The organism is Streptomyces sp. 3N207 (assembly GCF_052246355.1).
In the GTDB taxonomy this organism is placed as follows: Bacteria; Actinomycetota; Actinomycetes; order Streptomycetales; family Streptomycetaceae; genus Streptomyces.
This window is the reverse complement of the sequence record NZ_JBQQBV010000036.1, coordinates 1-19,269: the sequence shown is the minus strand read 5'-3', so window position 1 is coordinate 19,269 and position 19,269 is coordinate 1. Positions and strand designations below refer to the sequence as shown.

Sequence of the window (19,269 nt, the reverse complement as noted above, 5' to 3'; positions counted from 1 at the left end):
CGCGAGTGGCAGGGGGCAAGTGGCCCCACCGACACGGGGGAATCGATGGGGCCTCCGTCCAGTGTGACAGCGGAACCTATAGCGCAGGTTGAGCAACAGCAAGGGCCTTGCAAATACTGCTCGTTGACCAGCGAGCCGCGCCGGTCCGGCCCGCCGCCGCTGGGACGGCGAGGGCCTCCTCGGCCGGTCCGGTCGGCCGCGCGGGCATGAGCTGCCGGATCCTTGCCGCTCCAATTCGGTCGGCTATAGCCTGTGGCAGACAATCCGCCCCGGTTTCTGGATGGAATGGGCCGGGCTGTCGGATGCTTCCGAAGCACACCAAGACCGAAAGGATCCGGTTGTGGGCAGTGATTCGTACTCTGATCTCCCGCCCGGCACAATCGTCGCCGAGGAATTTGCTCGGTGGAGCCCCGAGCTGCGGAAGGAGTTCGACAGCAACGCCCACAACGGTCGCATCGGCCAGTCACTGTTGAAAGAGACCGACGCACTGCGCGTCTGGGAGACCGCTCTTCAACCGGGAGAACGAATTCCCGTTCATCGGCACGTACTTGACTACTTCTGGATATCCCTCACGAGCGGACGTGCCCGCCAGCACACGAGTGACGGCACCACTCGAGAGATCTCTTACGCCCGCGGGCAGAGCCACCATTTTCGTTTCAGCGAGGGCCGATACCACCTCTATGACGTGAAGAATATCGGCGATGACGTGCTGTCGTTCTTGATCATCGAAATGAAGGACGGGGAGAACGCGCCCATCGAGCTCGGACAGAATCTCGGAGGAATTCTCTGAGGACGGCGGGCGGGGAGGCACCGAAGAGAGCTCGGCGCCTCCCCGGTGGCTTTACAGGGCAGTGGAGAGTACGTCGAGCAGGGTGGTGTTCGCACGGCGGTCGCCGATGGAGATGCGGCAGGTGGCGGGGACGAGATGTCCGGTGTCGGCGACGAGAATCCCCGCACCGCGGAGCTGATCCATGACGCGCTCGTGCTTGTGAAGCCGGACCAGCAGGAAGTTGGCCTCTGAGGGGAACACCCGATCCACTGCGGGGTGATCGGCCAACGCCGCGGCCATGCGGTCGCGCTCGGTACGGATGTGCCGGATGCCGGCGCGCACGCGCCGGGAGTTCGTCAACCGGTCGCGTACGGCATGCTGGGACGCATTGGTGAACCCGAAGGGCACCTGCACCCGCCGCAGTGCGTCGATGAGGCCGGGCTGTGCCAGGCCGATCCCACAGCGTGCGCTTGCCAGGCCCCATGCCTTCGAAAGGGTCCTGAGCACGATGAGGTTGTCGTGCTGTGCGATCAGCTCGGCGTACGAGGGGTTCTCGCTGAACTCGACGTAGGCTTCGTCGATCACCACCAGCCCACGGCTGCGGGCCACCAGGTCCTTCACCTGCGTCCGATCGAGCCTGGTCCCGACGGGGTTGTTCGGATCGCACAGCAGGGTCACCCGCGGATCGGCGGCCAGGATCCGCTCGGTGTCGAGCCCGCACAGGTCGTCGCCGCTCAGCGGTACCTCGACGACGGGCAGGCGCAGGACACGGGCGAAGTGGGCGTAAAGCTCGAAGGTGGGCGGCGTGACGCAGACGCTTTCGCCGGGCGAGGTCAGCGCTGCCAGGAGCAGCATCACTCCGTCGACCGCCCCGCTGGTGAACAGCAGGTGATCCGCACTCAGCGCACCGAGGCCCTCGTTACCGGGCCACTTCGAGAGCGTGGCCAGATACGTCCTGGCGAGCTCTGCCGTGTCGAGCTCGGGATAGCGGCTTTCGGCGCCCAGGAACGGATTGGTGTTGCTCGACAGATCGATCAGGTCGAACCGTGGCCGATGACGAAACCGGGCCGGACCCGGGACCGGCACCGTCGTGACGGGGGGAGCCGCGAAATCCGACAGCGCGAGCTCTTCTTCCTGCTCCTCCGAGGGTGCGAGGCCGGGGGCGCGCAGCCAGTGGTCGAGCGGGACGAACAGATCGGCTCCGAGGCGGCGCTTGCGGTCGGCATCCCCCCGGCCGAGATGGACCCAGTCCAGGCCGGAGCGCCGGGCGTGGAGATACAGCCGGTACAGGGACGCCACGTAGAGGTTGCGCCGCGCGACGGGATCGTCGTGATCGATGGCCTGGGTGAGGTAGTAGAGCCCCCGTCCGCTGTGGGACTTCGTGATGAGTCCGGCCTGGACAACGGAGTTCTGCCTGCGGCGCACGAGCATTTCGGTGCGATCCGCCAGCACGCCGTGCGCCAGTGCGTCGAGCGCTTCGGCGTTGTACGGGTTGTGGTGGCCGCCGTGCCGCTCCACTTGGCGCTGGTGGAGTTCCACGAAGGCGTCTCGTGCCCAGGGCCTCTCGTCGAGCTCGCTCAGCCGGATCCGCTCCCATGAGACTTCGCGGGAGACCGCGTGGTGGCGGCGACGGAGGTCGCGGAGCTGGTCTGCACCGACGCGGGCCCGCAGGAGTTCGTCCACCTCCCCGGTGAGCCGGAGGACGCACTCGGTGTCGGCTGCGACGGGTACGAAGCCGGCTGCCCGCAGCGCGCGGGTGTCGTCACTGCGGCGTACGTTCGGCACGAGGATCTGGGGCACGTCCAGCGCCTCCGCCCTGCGGACCAGCGCATCGAGGGCCTGAGGGCCGGGAGCAGGGGTGGTGGGGAGGTACGGGGCCCCGCCGCCGAGCAGCGTGGGGCTTTCGCGTGCTGTCGGGTCCAGGGCGCCGAACGCCTCTGCGTCCTGGCCCAGTTCGGCTATGGAGCACACAGGCACGCGGGACCCGAGGGCAGCACACAGCACGTGCTGAAGCGCGTCGACATCTGCGGATCTGCGCATGCTCGTTCTCCACTCCTCTGTATCACTTGGTTGTTCCGGCTCCGTGCGCAGCGACGTACGCGTCGATGCTGTCGCGGTGTTCCTCGAACAGATCGGCCAGGGTGCGGGCTATCCCGGCCTTCCAGCCGACGGAGCAGTCGCCGATGAGGCTGCGTCGGGTGTCGTGGTCGAAGATCGCTGTTTCCCGGCTGTAATCGCCGCGGTCCAGCTGGACGGGGACGCCGGTGAGCGCGGACATGTATTCCAGCAGATCGGTCATGCCGACCTCTTCGTCACCGCCCCAGTTCACCACCCGCGCGGGCGCCTGCGCTGCCGCCCACAACAGTGGTACTTGGCGGACGACATCGTCGGTGTGGAGCAGGTTGCAGTAGTTCTGCCCTTCGCGGGGGACCGCGCACGACTGTCCCCTGCGCATCTGGTTGAACAAGATCATCGGCACGCCGCCATGACCGTACGGGCCGTAGGCGATGTTGAGCCGGGCGATCAGCGCCGGCAACGACAGGGCTTCGGCCAGGCCCCGCACCACTCCTTCGGCGGAGAGCTTGGCGACGGGGTACGTCGGCAGCCAGGGCGCCGCCCCGCCCAGCGGGTCGTCCTCCCGGTACCGGTGCGTGCGGTCGGCTCGGTTGTAGACCACCCCGGACGAGACGTACAAGAACGCCTCGGCCGCGGAGCAGTGCGTCATCAGCCGCGCGGTGCCGACGGCATTGACCCGTGCCGTTTCCTCGAAGTCCTTGCCGTCTCCCCGGTGCACCGCCGAGTGCAACACATGGGTGAAGTCGCGTGGCAGGCCCTCCAGTTCATCGGTGGCCATGTCCCAGGTGACGGTGCGGGCACCGAGTTCCTCCAGCGCCTTGCGGGCGGTCAGGTCACCGAACCGGCCCAGGCACCACACCTCGTTGTCCGTGGCGAGCGATTCGGCGACGGGTCTGGCGACCTGCCCGGTTCCACCGGTGACGAGAATCTTCTTGCCTTGCATGATCAGCGGCTCCTGGTCGTCTCAGCGGTTGCCTCTGCCGTTCTCAGCCGAGCGCGCGGGCCAGTTCCTGCCGCAATGTCGCCTGAAACGTCTGCACATGCTGGGGGCTCATCAGGGTGTAGTGCTCACCGTCGACTTCGATGTACGCGTTGCGCTCGCGAGTGAAGTCGTCCCAGTGCCGCAGCTGGTTGTCCAGCCATTCCTGTTTGGTGCCACGCAGCGGAGTGCAGTAGAAGACCCGTACCTGACCGACCGACCCCGATGGTTCGTACGTGCGGCCCAGGTGCACCATGTTCTGCGCCAGGTGCACCCAATTGGCGAACCGCTCGGTGGTGAGGTCCAGCTCGGTCAGGCGGCGCTCCGGCGCATGATCGACAAGATAGGAGAGCTGGTCGGCCTCGGACAGCTCGCGCAGCGTGGCGGTCAGTTCTTCGATGTCGGCGGCGTTGATCAGTTCGAGGAAGAGCGCCAGGTTGATTGCCCCGTCGGTGAAGGTGATCTCGTTCATACGGTCGGCGATGCGCGGCGGCAGATTGAAGACCCCCACGAAATCGACCTTGTCGCCGTCGGCCTCCAGCCGTTTGGCGATCTCGAACGCGACTGCTCCGCCGTAGGAGTATCCCGCGACTGCGTACGGCCCGCTCGGCTGCGCCCGCCGGATCGCCGCCACATAGGTGCTGACCATTTCGGCGAACGAGCCGAAATGGGTCTCGCCCTCCCCGAACCCTCGCGCCCGCAAGGCGTAGAAGGGCCGCTCGCCGGTGAAGTACTTGGCGAGATTGACGAATACCAGTACCTCACCCAGGCCGGGATGAACGCAGAACAACGGCGTTCCGTCCCCGGTGACCTGCAACGGCACCAGCGGGTCGTACGCGGGGTCGCCGCCTGCGCTCCGCCCGGCGGCCAGGCGGCCGGCCAGTGCTCGCACGGTCGGGGCTTGCAGGAGTGTGGACATCGGCACGTCGTCGATGCCGAACTCGGCCTGGATCTCCGACTTGAGCCGAAGTACATCCAGCGAGGTTCCGCCCAGATCGAAGAAGCTGGCGGTCGCCGAGACCGTCCCGCTGTTCAGTACGCGGGCGTAAATGTCGGCCAGCGCGGTTTCGGCGTCGCCCTCCGGCGCCGTATAGGCGCCGAGGAACCTGGTGCTCACCTCCTTCGCGCGGCGGGCCGCATCGTCCAGGCCCCCGGCCTCGACGGCTGCGCGCAGCCGGGACCGCTGGATCTTGCCGAGGTTGCCACGGGGGAGCTCGGCCGGGGCGACCGGGAGGATCAGCTGGGGCCGGAATCCCCAGTGCATCACCGTGGAGCTGCGGATGGCCACGATTGCCCGGTAGAGGGCCGCGTCGTCGACGGGATCTCCTGCCGGAGCGAACGCGATGGCGAGCTGTTCGGAATCGGCCCCCTCGGGCCTGACCGGGAAAGCCGCGACCTGTCCTCGCTGCACCTCCTCCAGCCCGTTGAGGGCTGCTTCCAGGTCGTGGCTGTAGTAGTTGACGCCGTTGACGATGATCGAGTCCTTGGTCCGGCCGACCAGCGTCAACCGCCCCTTGGCATCGAGGCGCCCCAGGTCGCCGGTGCGGAACCAGCCGTCCGGGGTGAACGACTGGGCGGTGGCATCGTCATTGCCGTAGTACCCCTCGGTGACCATCGTGCCGCGCAACTGCACCTCGCCGGGCTCGGCCGTCGTGGGGCGGTCGGTGGAAGAGAGCACCTTGCCGTTGCCGTCAGCGATACGTATGTGCAGCCCTCGCACCGGGCGGCCCAGCGGAGGGAACTCCGTGTCCAGATCACGGGCGGCGAATTCGCGGTTGAACACGCTGCCGGCGCAGGTCTCCGTCATTCCAAAAGCGGGCACGACCACGTCGGGGCGCAGCCCGCAGGGGTAAAGCGCGTCCAGAAATGCCCGCACGGTGGCGGTCACGGTGGCCTCGCCGCCGGAGATGATGTAGCGCAGCTGCGACAGGTCCACCTCCTGCCGGGAGGCAGGCCGCTGTACGAGTGCCTGATTGATCTGCCCGAAGAGGAAGTTGGGCGTGAACGTCACTCTCACCTGATGGGCCGTGAGCAGCCTGAGGAATTCCACGGGGTCCGCCAATACCGTCGCCGGTGTTGCCATGACCTGGTCGGCACCGTTCAGCATCGGCAGCAGATGTGCCTCGACGGCGGCGATGTGATCGGCTGAGATCCAGTTCATCGTTGTGTCGCCGGGGCCCAGTTCCAGCGCCCCCGCCTTTCCGGCCTGCGCCGCCAGCAGGTTGGCGTGGGTGAGCCTGACCGCTTTGCTCGAACCGGTGGACCCGGAAGTGAGCATCAATAGCGCGAGGTCGTCAGGATCGGACGCGTACTGCTCGTGCTGGTCGCCCGCGGACGAAGCCTGACTCAATTCCTCCACTGTCACAGTCTGCAATCCGACCTCGGGCAGCTCGCCGTAGGCCGCTTTGGGCACGACCACTAACGGATCGCCCAACAGCATCCCCAGAGAGTCAAGTTGAGCCCGCGAGCGGGAGGGGTCGGCCGGTGGCACGATCGGGCACGGCACGGCACCGCCGAACACGCACCCCCAGAAGGCGCGGACGAAACTCTCCGGATCATTGGCGACGATCAGCACCCGGTCGCCAGGAGCAGTTCCGTTGTCACGCAGTCCTTGCGAAAACCGGCGGGCGGACTCCGCGAGATCCGCGTACGACAAGAACGAGCCGCCGATGAATGTGATGCCTCGGGATCTGTCACGCGCCGCATCTTCCAGCAGCTGAGGGAGCGTCGAGGCAGAACTTTGATCCAGCACAGGAACGAAGACCTCCGATCGGAAGCGACGGAAAGCATGGGCGAACAAGACGCCTGGGTGGGCGCGTGGGGGGCCGTCACGAGCACCGGCTGGTCCGGGGAGGGCTTACCGCGGGCAGGACTCCGTTGGGGAAAGCAGGCGCACCCGATTGCGCGGCCTGACGTCCTTCACGGTCCTTGACAGCAACTCATGGGCTCAGGGCGGGCGTTGTCCGTGGGGCCAACTCCGGGGGAGCCGCGTTCCGTTGCTGCTCCCCCCGCCGCGTCTCCCGGCACCGGGGCATGCGGAGATCTCTCACGGAAGCCGTTCCGGTTCCACGCAGGCTCATGCTTTCTGTTCATCGCCGAACCTCAGCCGACCTCATTGAACCGGACGATTTCCTCGACCTTTTTCTGAAGTTGCAGCTCGTCCTGATCGGACACGATTGCATGGCCGACGCTGCCGTACGGTCCAGGCGGCACATCAGGCGATGAAGAATATTTGATGTCATCCAGCAGGAAGCTGCGTTCGAAGTCCTGCTGAGTCAGCGTCCCGCTGTCGGAGGGCCGCAGAAGTACGTATCCGTACAAGCGGTCCGGCGGACTGTCGCCCGGGGTACGGGGCGGCGCTTCTCCCAGGGCGAGGCTGATTTCAGCATCGAAGAGGTCCACCCCGAAGGTCAGTTTGTTGGCCTGCGGGGACAGTCCTCCTGGGAGGCGGATGGCGCACTCCCCGAAGGTCAGCCCGGTCTCTTCCGTGAACGCTTCCAGGTGGAAGACACAATCAGGTGCGCCCAGCCCTCCGAGCACCTGCCGGAGGAGCGTCCTTGCTTGCTGGAACAGTGCTGGATGCCGTCTCCTGTCCAACAGATGGCAAGCAAGAATCCCACCCTGTGCGGCGCTGACCGGTGAGGAGTGATAGCGGGACACGGAATACCATTGAAGGTCACCGTTGCTCCAGATGCCGTCGGCGAAAATTTCCGGGGCATCGATGAAGGATTCGGCAACGACCTCCACATCCGACCGGTCCGGGAGCACCTTCAAGGCTGCTGAATACTCTTGGGGGGAACGGACGATGTTCGTCCGAAGGGAGCCGGCTCCGGTTGCCGGCTTGATCACGAAGGCATCCCCCAACTCGTCGGCGATCTCGGCGAAGGAGGTGCCCCTCGACACATACCGGCAGCATGCCCGCTTGACCTCGGGTGGCAGGTTGCTCTTCTGAAGATACTTGTCCCGAAAATAGAGGACCGTCTTCGAGTCCGTGTTGCCGGGAAGGTTCAGCTGTTGCCGCAGATAAGCTGCTCCGAATACGCCCATTTCATGGACGGTGAGCACTCCCGACACATCGCCGATGCCTGCGGAGAGCACGGCCCGGTATATCTCCTGGGCGTTCTCCATGTCGGTGACGCACGTGAACTTCCGGCCCTTCAGCGAGCTCACCGGCGTCTGCACGATGTAGTGCGGATCCAACCCTCGACGCCGTACTGCCTGGTCGAGGTCGTCCCGGTATCCGATAACAATCATTGTCGGCATTCTTGTCTCCCCGAATTACGGCTGGCCGAAACTTTCAAGAAGTCATCTCGCCGTGCTGTGACCCGAATTGCATACGGATGACCTGCGGGCCGGGCAAGTGATTCCCTGAGAGATTGAGTCTCCGCATGACAGGACCCCCGTTGAATGTCTCGCGATCAGTTATCCCGATCGAGGCCGACACGGTGGCATCTTGGCACACCAGATACCGCGATGTGGATATGCCCGAACATGATCCTTTACCGCAGAGAATGTGATATAGATCACAAGCTGAATTGCGGTAAGCAGGCATGGAATCGCGCACCACGTTTCTATCCAGCGGTTTTCGCGCGGCTGGTCAGAGCCCATAACTCCTCGTACACTGAGCGGTACGAATAGTCACGGCCGCAAGCACTGCGGATTAGCGTGTACATGGAAACAACCCCATATGGCGCTACATATGGAAACGAACCCTGGGCGGGAGGGCGCCGCACACACAGCGCCGGGCAGGGCGTCCCGCGCCAACGGCAGCATCAGATGGCGTAACTCCCCCGCTTATGAACAGTCTTGAGCAGGCTTCAGCGACTCGTGCTGGACGTCAGCGACGCGTGTGGGGGGCCGTCAGCGAGACCTGAGGGTCCTCCGCGAGGCTTGAGTGAGCGTCAGTCAGCGGCGCTCAAGTGCGCATCAGCAAGGCTTGGGCGGGGCGGGCGTCCGCAAGGAGGGCCCGCACGGCCGGGTGTCTCTTCAGGCGACCGGCTCGCCGATGCCCAGCATGTTCCCCTCGCTGTCACGGAACCAGGCGCCGCGTTCGCCCTGTCCGCCCTTGCTCGGGTAGTTCCCTTCGATCTCGGCGATCCCGTCCCTCGTTCGAAGCCCAGGTACGTCGATCTCTTCGAACACCACGCCGCGCCGTTTGAGCTCCGACACCGCTGACTCGATGTCGTCGACCTCCCACCCCATCTGGGTGAAGGTGCCGGGAGAGGCTCCCGTCGAGCGGAACAGCGCGAACTCCACGCCTCCGCACCGGTAGAGCAGCCCCCCGGGCCGCTCCTCGACGGGCTCCAGGCCGAGCTGCTCGGAGTAGAAGCGCCGCGCCCGTTCCAGGTCCTGCGCGGGAAGCCTGGTCGCCACGCGGCTCCCGGCCAGACCTGTCGTGTCATCCGCGTTCATGCGCCTGAGTATGCCGTGCGCAGCGGCCGGAGAGGCGGGAGGCACAGCGCAGACCACGGCCATTCGGCGCCGACCGGCGTACAACCCGGGGTTGCGCATGTTCGACGCGCTCAAGACACGCGCCGAACAGTCGGAAGAGTCGTCCGGGTGACCACGAACGTCACGGCGCCGCCGAGGCGGCCGACAGCGTTCTTGTCGGCACTGGCCGACCCGACACGGCGTCGTGACCTGGGGCTTGTTCTCGGGGCTCTTGTTCAGCTTCGGCATGGCGGGAACTTCCCCCCAGGGAGCGGTCGTTCGGGGAAGGAGGACCACATTCTGCTCGTGCATCACGCCTACCCCACATGTATGCCTGCCGAGTAGCCTGTGCGTTCGCCGCTGCTGTCGTGCTCGGGAGGCTGAGGGCCAGTGATCGTGCTCGGTTACAACGGATTCACCAGGGGTGCGGAGCTTTTCGGGCGTCTCTTCGGGGCGACCGGTGTCGGCCGAAATCTTCTGGTGGGGCACGACGCCGCAGCAGCTCTGGCGATCGACGGCGAGGTGGTCGCGGCGGTCGAGGAGGAGCGGCTGAGCCGGGTCAAGAAGACCTCCGATTTCCCGGCGCAGGCGATCGAGTGGTGTCTGAACTTCGCCGGTGTCGACCTCGACCAGGTGGACGTTTTCGCTTTCCCCTGGCGGTTTTCGCCGGCTGTCGGCGAGGAGATGATTTCGGAGATATGCAGGTCCGACCTGCCGGTCACCGCAAAGTTCGACGTTCTGCGGCGCACCGGTGAGCTCTACACCGACATGCTCAGCCGCGAAGCGGTGTACAGCGACTTCGTCCAACGCACCGGCTACGAACTCGATCCCAACAAGCTCGCTCTGGTGCCCCATCACCTGGCCCATCTCATGTGCGGCGCCTACCTGGCCGACCGGAAGGACGCCGCATTCCTGGTGAGCGACGGCCGGGCCGAAACCCTGTCCTCCGTCATGGGCGAGCTGCGGAACGGCGTGGTCCGCGTTTTCGACGAGGGAACCGTCGACATGGCCAGTTCGCTCGGCGTGGCCTACGGGAGGATCACCCGCTATCTGGGGTTCGTGCCCAACAACGACGAGTACAAGGTGATGGGCCTTGCCGCGTACGGTCCGCCGCCGCAGCACAACCCCCTGCTCGACCGCGCCGTACAGCTGCACGAGGACGGCTCGTACACCATCTCCATCCCCCCGGACACCGAAAGTTACTACGCCCTGTTCGACAGCCTGTTCGGCGGTGACAGCAAGAAGCGCGAGGAGTTCGACTTCCGGGTCAAGGTCGCCGGGCTTGCGCAGCACATGGTGGAGGCCGTCACCGCTCATCAGCTGCGGACACTGACCGCGGCCTCCAGCCTCGACACTCTGCTCTTCGAGGGCGGTCTGGCGCTCAACTGCGTGGCCAACACGAAGATGTTGGAGAGGTCGTCGTTCACCGGTATGGAGGTCAGCTTCGGGGCCAGCGACCCGGGCGTCGCCATCGGCGCTGCCGTGTACACCGCCGGTCTCAGGAACCGGCCCGCTGACGCGGTCACCACCCCCTATCTGGGGCCCTCGTACGACGAGAGCCACATCAGGGATGCGCTGGACGCATACGCGGACCGCGTCGAATGGCAGGAGGAGCCCGATGCCGCTTCCGTCGCCAACAGGACGGCGGAGTTGCTGGCCGGAAAGAACGTCGTGGGCTGGTTCCAGGGCCGGGCGGAGTTCGGACCGCGCGCCCTGGGGAACCGCAGCATCCTCGCCAACCCGGCTTTCCCCGATATCAAGGACGTCATCAACCTCCGGGTGAAACACCGGGAGCCCTTCCGCCCGTTCGCGCCTGTCGTTCTCGCTTCCGAGGCTCCACACATCTTCGAGATGGGCAAGAAGACCGCGTCCCCCTATATGACGTTCGTCTTCCCCGTACGGAAGGAATTCCGGGCACGGATCCCCGGTGCCTGTCACGTGGACGGCACGGCGCGCATCCAGACGGTCGACGAGCGGCAGAACCCCGCCCTCGCCGAGCTGTTGCGCGCCTTCACGGCACGGACAGATGTGCCCTGCCTCCTCAACACCTCTTTCAACGTGGCCGGTGAGCCCATCGTCTGCTCGCCGCAGGACGCACTGGAGTGCTTCCTCGCCACCGAGATCGACCACCTGGTCATCGACCGGTTCGTGGTCACCAAGAGGAGCCGCTGAGCTGCCGACCGCACCGCTCGCGCCCGACGGACGGCAAGGGAAGTCGCCGACGACGATCGTCCCCGGACGGTGATCGTGCCCGCCGCGGCGAGCACGCCGGGGCTCATGTCGTACGGGGCGGGCGGCTGGTGTCCCGTACGACCAGCTTGGGGTCGATCACCGCTTCCTGCGGCTCCAGTTCCTTGTTCTCCAGCCGCTGCACCGCGAAGCGGACGGCGTGCTCGGCCATGAGTACGGCGTCCTGGCGGACCGTCGTCAGACCGACGGGCATGAGGTGGGACAGATGGCTGTCGTCGTAGCCGATGACGGACACTTCCCCCGGAACGTCGACGCCGGCCCGGCCGAAGGCCATCAACAGGCCCATCGCGCAACGGTCGTTGGCCGCAAGGACCGCCGTCGGCAGCGGTTGCCCACCGTCGCGTTCCGACACCAGGAGGCGGCCCGCGTCGATACCCGACTCTTCCGTGTGGTTGCCCGGGATCACCCGGATCTCGGAGTCGAGTCCGTGGCGGCGCATGGCGGCGCGGTACGCACGTCGGCGCTCGGCCGAGCCGGGGCCGCGACCGCCGTCGATGTGGACGATCCGGCGGTGCCCCATCTCGACGAGGTGTTCCATGGCCTGTCGTACGCCTTTGCCCTCGGCGCTGTGCACGAAGTCGATCTGTGAGCCGGGCATCCGGCGACCCACCGAGACGGCCACGATGCGCTGCCCGAGTGCGCCGAGATCCGCGGGCGTCGGCTCCGAGCCGAGCAGGATCATGGCTTCGCAACGGTGGCTGAGCAGCGCCTCTACGGCCTTCAGCTCGCCCCGGCCCTCGGTTGCCGCGGAGAGCAGGACGTCGTAGTCGTGCCGCTCGGCCTCGGCGTAGATGCCCTCGATGAGGTCGGCGTGGAAGATCTGGCGCACAGTGAACATCACGCCGAGCGCCCGGCTGCGGCCCCGCGCGAGGAGCCGGGCGGCGTTGTCGGGCCGGTAACCGATCTCGTCGGCGACGCGCAGCACCCGGTCACGGGTCTCCTGACCGGCCCCCGGCTGATTGCGGAAGACGATCGAGACCAACGCCCGGGAGACGCCCGCCTTCGCGGCGACGTCCGCCATCGTGGGGCGCTGCTTGCCCGTCTCATCCACCTGTCGTCTCACTCTCCCGCAGTTCTCCCGGCTTCCACGCTCCCGCGCTTCCGCCCCTTCCGTACTCCTCCGCGCCGGGTCGCATCCGCCGACGCCCGGTGATCGCCGGTGGCCGCCTGGCGACCGCGTGATCTCCGGTGACCTCTTGGCGTCCGGTGATCTCCGATCGGCCCCATGGCCTCCGTTCGCGTCCGATGACCTCCGTTCGTGTCCGATGGCATCCGCTCGCGTCCGATGGCATCCGTTCGCGTCCGATGCCTCCAACCACGTCCAGGCGCGTCGGTCGCGGGGTGGCTTGTCCGGTTCCGCCCTGCGCCTTCGCTTCCGTCCGGCACGTTATCGCGGGCGCCTGTCGTGCGGGCGACCGCCTGCCCCGAGCCTTGAACGCCTGGCGAATCTCGCGGCAACAACCTATTGACATGACATTTGCGCAGGGGTCATCGTACTCGAACTAGAGCGCGCTAGTAGCGCGCGACAGTCCAGCCGCCGCCCCACGATCTCGGGGTCCTCCGGTGTGAAGGGAATCCAGCGTGAAGTCGTTCGAAGTGCTGACCATGGGCCGTGTGGGAGTGGATGTGTATCCGCTCCAGACCGGCGTCGGGCTGCCGGAGGTCGCCTCGTTCGGCAAATATCTGGGTGGCAGTCCGACGAATGTGGCGGTGGCTGCTGCCCGGTACGGGCGCGGGGCGGCTGTGATCACGAAGACGGGCCGGGATCCGTTCGGTGAGTTCGTGCGGGCGGCCCTGGCCGATTACGGGGTCAGTGACCGGTTCGTGGGTACGTCGGACATCGCGCCGACGCCGGTCACGTTCTGTGAGATCTTCCCGCCGGACGACTTCCCGCTGTACTTCTACCGGCTGCCGAAGGCTCCTGACCTGGATATCCGTGCGGAGGAGCTGGATCTGGACGCGGTCCGGAACGCGGCGATCTTCTGGATCACCGGTACCGGTCTGGCCGAGGAACCGAGCCGGTCCGCCACGCTGGCGGCGCTGGAGCACCGGGCGAAGGCAGGTAGGACTGTCTTCGATCTCGACTGGCGTCCGATGTTCTGGCCCCAGGCCGATGCGGCGGCGGCACGTAGGTATTACGCGCAGGCTCTGCGCCACACCACGGTCGCCGTCGGGAACCTGGACGAGTGCGCCGTGGCCACGGGAGAGCGTGAGCCGTACGCCGCGGCGAAGGCGCTGCTCGCGGCCGGGGTCGAGCTGGCGGTCGTGAAACGGGGCCCTGCGGGTGTGCTGGCCATGGACGCCGGAGGGCGGGCTGTGGAGGTCCCGCCCGTGCCGGTGGAGGTCGTCAACGGGCTGGGTGCGGGTGATGCCTTCGGCGGGGCGCTGTGTCACGGGCTGCTGTCGGGCTGGGACACCACGCGCACGGTGTCCTTTGCCAACGCAGCCGGCGCCATCGTCGCGGGCCGGCTGGCCTGCTCCGACGCCATGCCCACCGAAGCCGAGGTCGAGACCAAGCTGCGCGCGGTGAACGGCGGAACGAGCACGAACAGCAACGCGAGCGACGAGGTGAACAGTGCTGTCTGAGAACGTGAGCCGCATTGTGGAGGCCCGGGTCAACGACCCCGGCGCCATCGCCGCGGCAGCTGCCCGGCGCGTCAGGGCCACCTCTCTCTTCGGTGAGCACGGCAAGGCAATGATCATTGCCGCCGACCATCCGGCGCGCGGTGCCAATGCGGTGGGCTCGGACCCGTTCGCCATGGCCGACCGGTTCGAGCTGCTGGAGCGGATGTGCCTGGCGCTGGAGCGGCCCGGGGTGACCGGAGTGCTGGCCACCGCCGACGTTCTGGAGGACCTGCTGCTGCTCGGTGTTCTCGACGGCAAGAGTGTCTTCGGGTCGATGAACCGGGCCGGGCTGGCCGGTTCGGTCTTCGAGATCGATGACCGGTTCACCGGCTACGACGCCGAGACGATCGCCGCGATGCGGTTCGACGGCGGCAAGATGCTCACCCGTATCGCCCTCGACGACCCGGCGACCCCGGTGGCTTTGGAGAACACCGCCCGCGCTGTCGACGAACTGAACGACCGGCATCTGATGGCGATGGTCGAGCCCTTCATGTCGGTATGGCAGGACGGCAGGATCCGGAACGACCTGTCTGCTGACGCCGTCATCAAGTCGATCACCATCGCCTCGGGCCTGGGCCGCCGCAGCGCCTACACCTGGCTGAAGCTGCCGGTCGTGCCCGACGCGGGCGAGATGGAACGGGTCCTGGCCTCCTCGACGCTGCCCGCGCTGCTGCTGGGCGGCGAGGTCAAGGACCCCGATGCGGCCTTCGCCTCCTGGGGCAAGGCCCTGAAGCTGCCCACCGCCCAGGGCTTGGTCGTCGGCCGCTCCCTCCTCTACCCCTCGAACGGCGACGTCGCCGGTGCCGTGGACCGGGCGGTGAGCCTGCTGTGAGCGACGCGAGCAAGTACTACCTGCCCGGCGGGACGTCCGCGGACGGCCCCTATGAGCTGGCCGTCACGCCGGAGTCGGCGGGCTGGGGACACTCCGGGCTCAGGATTCTGACCCTGGAGCCGGGTGCGGCGCACTCACTCGCCACCGGTGACAGCGAGTTCCTGGTCCTGCCGCTGAGCGGCGGGTGCACGGTCACTGTCGACGGGCAAGTTTTCGAACTGGACGGCAGGGACGGGGTGTTCGGTGAGGTCACCGACTTCGCCTATCTGCCGCCTGCCTCCCGATCCCTGATCAGTACGGCTTCCGGTGGCACCTTCGCGCTGCCCTCGGCCCGTACCGAGCGGGGTGGGCTGCCTGCCCGGTACGGGAGTAAGGAGGAGGTGCCGGTCGAGCTGCGCGGTGCCGGGAACTGTTCGCGGCAGGTCCACAATTACTGCCTGCCGGGCACCTTCGAGGCCGAGCAGTTGCTGGTGTGTGAGGTGCTCACGCCGGGCGGCAACTGGTCGTCGTATCCGCCGCACAAGCACGACGAGGCGCGTACGGACGAGCACGGCAGGCCGGTGGAGTCCGAGCTGGAGGAGATCTACTACTTCCAGGTCGCGGGTGAGGGCGGTTTCGCCTACCAGCGCGTGTACGGCAGGCCGGAGCGGCCCATCGATGTGCTGGCCGAGGTGCGGTCCGGGGACGCGGTGCTGATCCCGCACGGCTGGCACGGTCCGTCGGTCGCCGCGCCGGGCTACGACCTCTACTACCTCAATGTCATGGCCGGTCCGGGGCAGGACCGGGCCTGGCTGATCTGTGACGACCCGGCACACGGCTGGGTGCGCTCGATGTGGGAGTCCCAGGACGTCGATGCGCGGCTGCCCTTCGGAGGGGGTGAGAAGCGATGAACACCGTACGACTGACCACCGCCCAGGCCCTGGTCCGCTTCCTGGCCAGCCAGTACAGCGAGCGCGACGGGGTGGAGCAGCGGCTGATCCCTGGTGTGTGGGGGATCTTCGGGCACGGAAATGTGGCGGGTGTCGGGCAGGCACTGTTGCAGGCTGCGGTCGCCGAAGAGGCCGAGCTGCCGTACTACCTGGCGCGGAATGAGCAGGGCATGGTGCATGCGGCGGTGGCGTACGCGAAGATGCGCGACCGGCTCGCAGCCTTCGCCTGTACGGCGTCGACCGGGCCCGGCTCGACCAACATGCTCACCGGCGCCGCGCTGGCGACGACCAACCGGATCCCGGTCCTGCTGCTGCCCAGCGACATGTTCGCCACCCGCACGCCCGACCCCGTACTCCAGCAGCTGGAGGACACCCGCGGCGGAGATGTGACGGTCAACGATGCCTTCCGGGCCGTGTCGAAGTATTTCGACCGTATCTCGCGTCCCGAGCAGCTGATCCCGGCTGCGCTGGCGGCGATGCGGGTGCTGAGCGACCCGGTGGAGACGGGGGCTGTGACCCTCGCGCTGCCGCAGGATGTGCAGGCCGAAGCGTTCGACTGGCCGGTCTCCTTCTTCCGCCGCCGGGTGTGGCATGTGGGCCGCCCGGTGCCGGAGACGGCGGCGGTGGGGCGGGCCGCGCGGCTGCTGCGGGGCGCGAAGAAGCCGCTGATCGTGGCCGGTGGCGGGGTGGTCTACTCCGGCGCGCATACGCAGCTACGCGCCTTCGCTGAGGCCACCGGCATCCCCGTCGCCGACACGCACGCGGGCAAGGGCGCGGTCGCCTGGGACCACCCGTGTGCGGTGGGCGGCATCGGCTCGACCGGCTCGTATGCGGCCAACGAACTGGCCCGCGAGGCTGATGTGGTGCTGGGTATCGGGACCCGGTACTCGGACTTCACCACCGCCTCCCACACCGTCTTCGGCAACCCGCACGTCACCTTCGTCAACCTCAACGTGGCCCGCCTGGACGCCGTCAAGCACTCCGCCGAACCACTGGTGGCCGACGCGCGGCTCGGTATTGAGGCGCTGGCCGGGGCACTGACCGACTGGCAGGTCCCGCAGAAACACCGTGCCCGCACCCGCGAGTTGATCATCCGGACCAGGCAGATCGAGGACGAGTGCTTCGCACCCGGGCGCAACACGGGCGAACTCCCCGCTCAAACGCAGATCCTGGGCGCGCTCAACGACACCCTCGGCGATCGTGACGTGGTCATCAACGCGGCCGGCTCCATGCCCGGCGACCTGCAACAGCTGTGGCGGGCCCGGGACCCGAAGGCGTACCACGTCGAGTACGCGTACTCCTGCATGGGATACGAGGTCGCCGCCGGCGTCGGCGCCAAGATGGCCGACCCGACGCGCGAGGTTGTCGTCCTGGTCGGGGACGGCTCGTATCTGATGATGGCTCAGGAGATCGTCACCATGGTCTCCGAGGGGCTGAAGGTCATCATCGTCCTGGTCCAGAACCACGGCTTCGCCTCCATCGGGTCGCTGTCCGAAGCGCTCGGCTCACAGCGGTTCGGCACCAAGTACCGCTTCCGCGACAGCGACTCCGGGCTGCTGGACGGCGATGTCCTCCCCGTCGACCTGGCCGCCAACGCCGCATCGCTGGGCGCCGATGTTCTCCACGCGCGCAGCGTCGAGGACTTCCGCACCGCGATGGAGAAGGCCAAGGGCGCGACCCGCACCACCGTCGTGCACGTCGAAACGGATCTGTACGGCCCCAACCCGCCCGCGCACGGGTGGTGGGACGTACCCGTCAGCCAGACCTCGCAGCTGGAGACCACCCACGCCGCGTACGAAATCTACGCCGCGCACAAGGCCACCCAGCGGCACTACTTGTAAGGAACCCCGCACCGTGAAGACCATCCAGCACTGGATCAACGGCAACCCCACCGAGGGCTCCAGCACGGAGACCCAACCGGTGTTCAATCCGGCCACCGGCCGGCAGCAATCCCACGTAGCCCTCGGCGGGCCCGCCGATGTGGATACCGCCGTCCAAGCCGCCTCAGCCGCCTTCGAGTCCTGGTCGGAGTCCTCCCTCACCCAGCGCACCCAGGTGATGTTCGCCTTCCGCCAGCTCCTGCTGGACCACGAGGTGGAGCTGGGCCGGATCATCTCGGCCGAGCACGGCAAGACCATCGAGGACGCACGCGGCGAAATCGCGCGCGGCCGGGAAGTGGTCGAGTTCGCCTGCGGGCTCGGTGACGTGCTCAAGGGCAGCTTCTCCGACCAGGTCTCCCGCGGCATCGACGTGCACAATTTCCGCCAGCCCCTCGGCGTCGTCGCGGGCATCACGCCGTTCAACTTCCCGGCGATGGTGCCGCTGTGGATGCACCCCATCGCCATCGCGACGGGCAACACCTTCCTCCTCAAGCCGAGTGAGCGCGACCCGTCCGCCGCCAACTTCGTCGCCGAGCTGTACCAGAAGGCCGGGCTGCCCGACGGCGTCTTCAACGTCGTCCACGGCGGCAAGGACGCCGTGGATGCGATCCTGTCCCACCCCGGCATCGAGGCCGTCTCCTTCGTCGGCTCCACCCCCATCGCCAAATACGTCCACGAGACCGCCACCACCCACGGCAAGCGCGTCCAGGCCCTCGGCGGCGCCAAGAACCACGCCGTCGTACTGCCCGACGCCGACCTGGAGTTCGCCGCCGGCCACCTCACCGCCGGCGCCTACGGATCGGCAGGCGAGCGCTGCATGGCCGTCTCCGTCGCCGTCGCGGTCGGCACCGCGGCCGACGGCCTGGTCGAGGTTTTGGAGCGCAAGGCCGGCGAAGTGAAGGTAGGCCCCGGCGACACCCCCGGCACCGACATGGGCCCGCTGGTCACCAAAGCCGCACAAGAACGCATCGAGAACGCCGTCGCCACCGCAGCCGCACAAGGCGCCACCGTCGTCGTGGACGGCCGCGGACTGAAGATCGACGGCCACGAAGACGGCTTCTTCACCGGCCCCTCCCTCCTCGACCACGTCACACCCGACATGGACGCCTACCAGCAGGAGCTGTTCGGCCCGGTCCTCGCGATCATCCGCGTCGAGACCCTCGACGAGGCGATCGCCCTGATCAACGCCAACCCCTACGGCAACGGCACTGCCCTGTTCACCGCCTCCGGCGAGGCCGCGCGCCGCTTCCAGCGCAAGGTCAAGGTCGGCATGATCGGCGTCAACGTGCCGGTGCCCGTGCCGATGTCGTACTACTCCTTCGGCGGCTGGAAGGACTCCCTCATCGGCGACTCCCCCATCCACGGCCCCGAAGGCATCCGCTTCTACACCCGGCCCAAGGTCGTCACCACCCGCTGGCCGCAGCCCGCACAGGAGCACGCTGCCGCAGGGTTCGCCTTCCCCACCTCCAGCTGACCGCAGCCCTGGGACTCCCCCGTCC

Annotated in this window: 13 protein-coding genes; 7 read left to right on the top strand and 6 right to left on the bottom strand. The window is 67.3% G+C overall.

Translation table 11 applies throughout. The features are described 5' to 3' along the window. The first annotated feature begins 340 nt into the window (after positions 1 to 340). On the top strand, positions 341 to 790 hold the full coding sequence (locus tag ACTWP9_RS34235) for a hypothetical protein (protein WP_443250232.1): 450 nt from the start codon (positions 341 to 343) through the stop codon (positions 788 to 790). A 51-nt stretch (positions 791 to 841) separates the two neighbouring features. On the opposite strand, the gene ACTWP9_RS34230 is transcribed toward ACTWP9_RS34235, so the two are convergent. The 5 genes from ACTWP9_RS34230 to ACTWP9_RS34210 form a co-directional block, all read right to left on the bottom strand. Beyond that, positions 842 to 2,809, bottom strand: coding sequence for an aminotransferase class I/II-fold pyridoxal phosphate-dependent enzyme (locus tag ACTWP9_RS34230; RefSeq protein ID WP_443250231.1), 1,968 nt, complete (start codon positions 2,807 to 2,809; stop codon positions 842 to 844). Positions 2,810 to 2,831: 22 nt separating this feature from the next. Continuing rightward, complete coding sequence (locus ACTWP9_RS34225) at positions 2,832 to 3,788, bottom strand: NAD-dependent epimerase/dehydratase family protein (protein ID WP_443250230.1); 957 nt, start codon at positions 3,786 to 3,788, stop codon at positions 2,832 to 2,834. A gap of 43 nt (positions 3,789 to 3,831) precedes the next feature. Next, a complete protein-coding gene (locus ACTWP9_RS34220) occupies positions 3,832 to 6,576 on the bottom strand; it encodes an alpha/beta fold hydrolase (protein WP_443250229.1) in 2,745 nt (914 codons plus the stop codon). 350 nt (positions 6,577 to 6,926) lie between these two features. Beyond that, positions 6,927 to 8,087, bottom strand: coding sequence for an ATP-grasp domain-containing protein (locus ACTWP9_RS34215; RefSeq protein WP_443250228.1), 1,161 nt, complete (start codon positions 8,085 to 8,087; stop codon positions 6,927 to 6,929). 723 nt (positions 8,088 to 8,810) lie between these two features. Then, the gene (locus ACTWP9_RS34210) at positions 8,811 to 9,236 is read right to left on the bottom strand and encodes a VOC family protein (RefSeq protein WP_443250227.1); all 426 of its coding nucleotides are present in this window, start codon (positions 9,234 to 9,236) and stop codon (positions 8,811 to 8,813) included. A 408-nt stretch (positions 9,237 to 9,644) separates the two neighbouring features. Here ACTWP9_RS34210 and ACTWP9_RS34205 point away from each other — a divergent pair, with 408 nt between their 5' ends. After that, entirely contained in the window at positions 9,645 to 11,426 is a 1,782-nt protein-coding gene (locus tag ACTWP9_RS34205; protein ID WP_443250226.1) for a carbamoyltransferase family protein, read from the top strand. A gap of 103 nt (positions 11,427 to 11,529) precedes the next feature. On the opposite strand, the gene ACTWP9_RS34200 is transcribed toward ACTWP9_RS34205, so the two are convergent. After that, the gene (locus tag ACTWP9_RS34200) at positions 11,530 to 12,525 is read right to left on the bottom strand and encodes a LacI family DNA-binding transcriptional regulator (RefSeq protein WP_443250264.1); all 996 of its coding nucleotides are present in this window, start codon (positions 12,523 to 12,525) and stop codon (positions 11,530 to 11,532) included. Positions 12,526 to 13,085: 560 nt separating this feature from the next. Here ACTWP9_RS34200 and iolC point away from each other — a divergent pair. The 5 genes from iolC to ACTWP9_RS34175 are packed head-to-tail and all read left to right on the top strand — an operon-like array spanning position 13,086 to position 19,244. After that, positions 13,086 to 14,090: a 5-dehydro-2-deoxygluconokinase gene (iolC, locus tag ACTWP9_RS34195; protein ID WP_443250225.1), complete on the top strand. Its 1,005-nt coding sequence runs from the start codon at positions 13,086 to 13,088 to the stop codon at positions 14,088 to 14,090. Continuing rightward, the gene (locus ACTWP9_RS34190; protein ID WP_443250263.1) at positions 14,083 to 14,961 is read left to right on the top strand and encodes a Cgl0159 family (beta/alpha)8-fold protein; all 879 of its coding nucleotides are present in this window, start codon (positions 14,083 to 14,085) and stop codon (positions 14,959 to 14,961) included. The genes iolC and ACTWP9_RS34190 overlap by 8 nt, the downstream gene beginning before the upstream one ends. Next, positions 14,958 to 15,851 carry a 5-deoxy-glucuronate isomerase gene (iolB, locus tag ACTWP9_RS34185; protein ID WP_443250224.1) on the top strand — a complete coding sequence of 298 codons (894 nt, stop codon included), beginning with the start codon at positions 14,958 to 14,960 and terminating at the stop codon, positions 15,849 to 15,851. Before ACTWP9_RS34190 ends, iolB begins: the two co-directional genes overlap by 4 nt. Beyond that, a complete protein-coding gene (gene iolD / locus ACTWP9_RS34180; protein ID WP_443250223.1) occupies positions 15,848 to 17,731 on the top strand; it encodes a 3D-(3,5/4)-trihydroxycyclohexane-1,2-dione acylhydrolase (decyclizing) in 1,884 nt (627 codons plus the stop codon). The genes iolB and iolD overlap by 4 nt, the downstream gene beginning before the upstream one ends. Before the next feature lie 13 nt (positions 17,732 to 17,744). After that, positions 17,745 to 19,244: a CoA-acylating methylmalonate-semialdehyde dehydrogenase gene (locus tag ACTWP9_RS34175; RefSeq protein WP_443250222.1), complete on the top strand. Its 1,500-nt coding sequence runs from the start codon at positions 17,745 to 17,747 to the stop codon at positions 19,242 to 19,244. Positions 19,245 to 19,269: the final 25 nt, after the last annotated feature.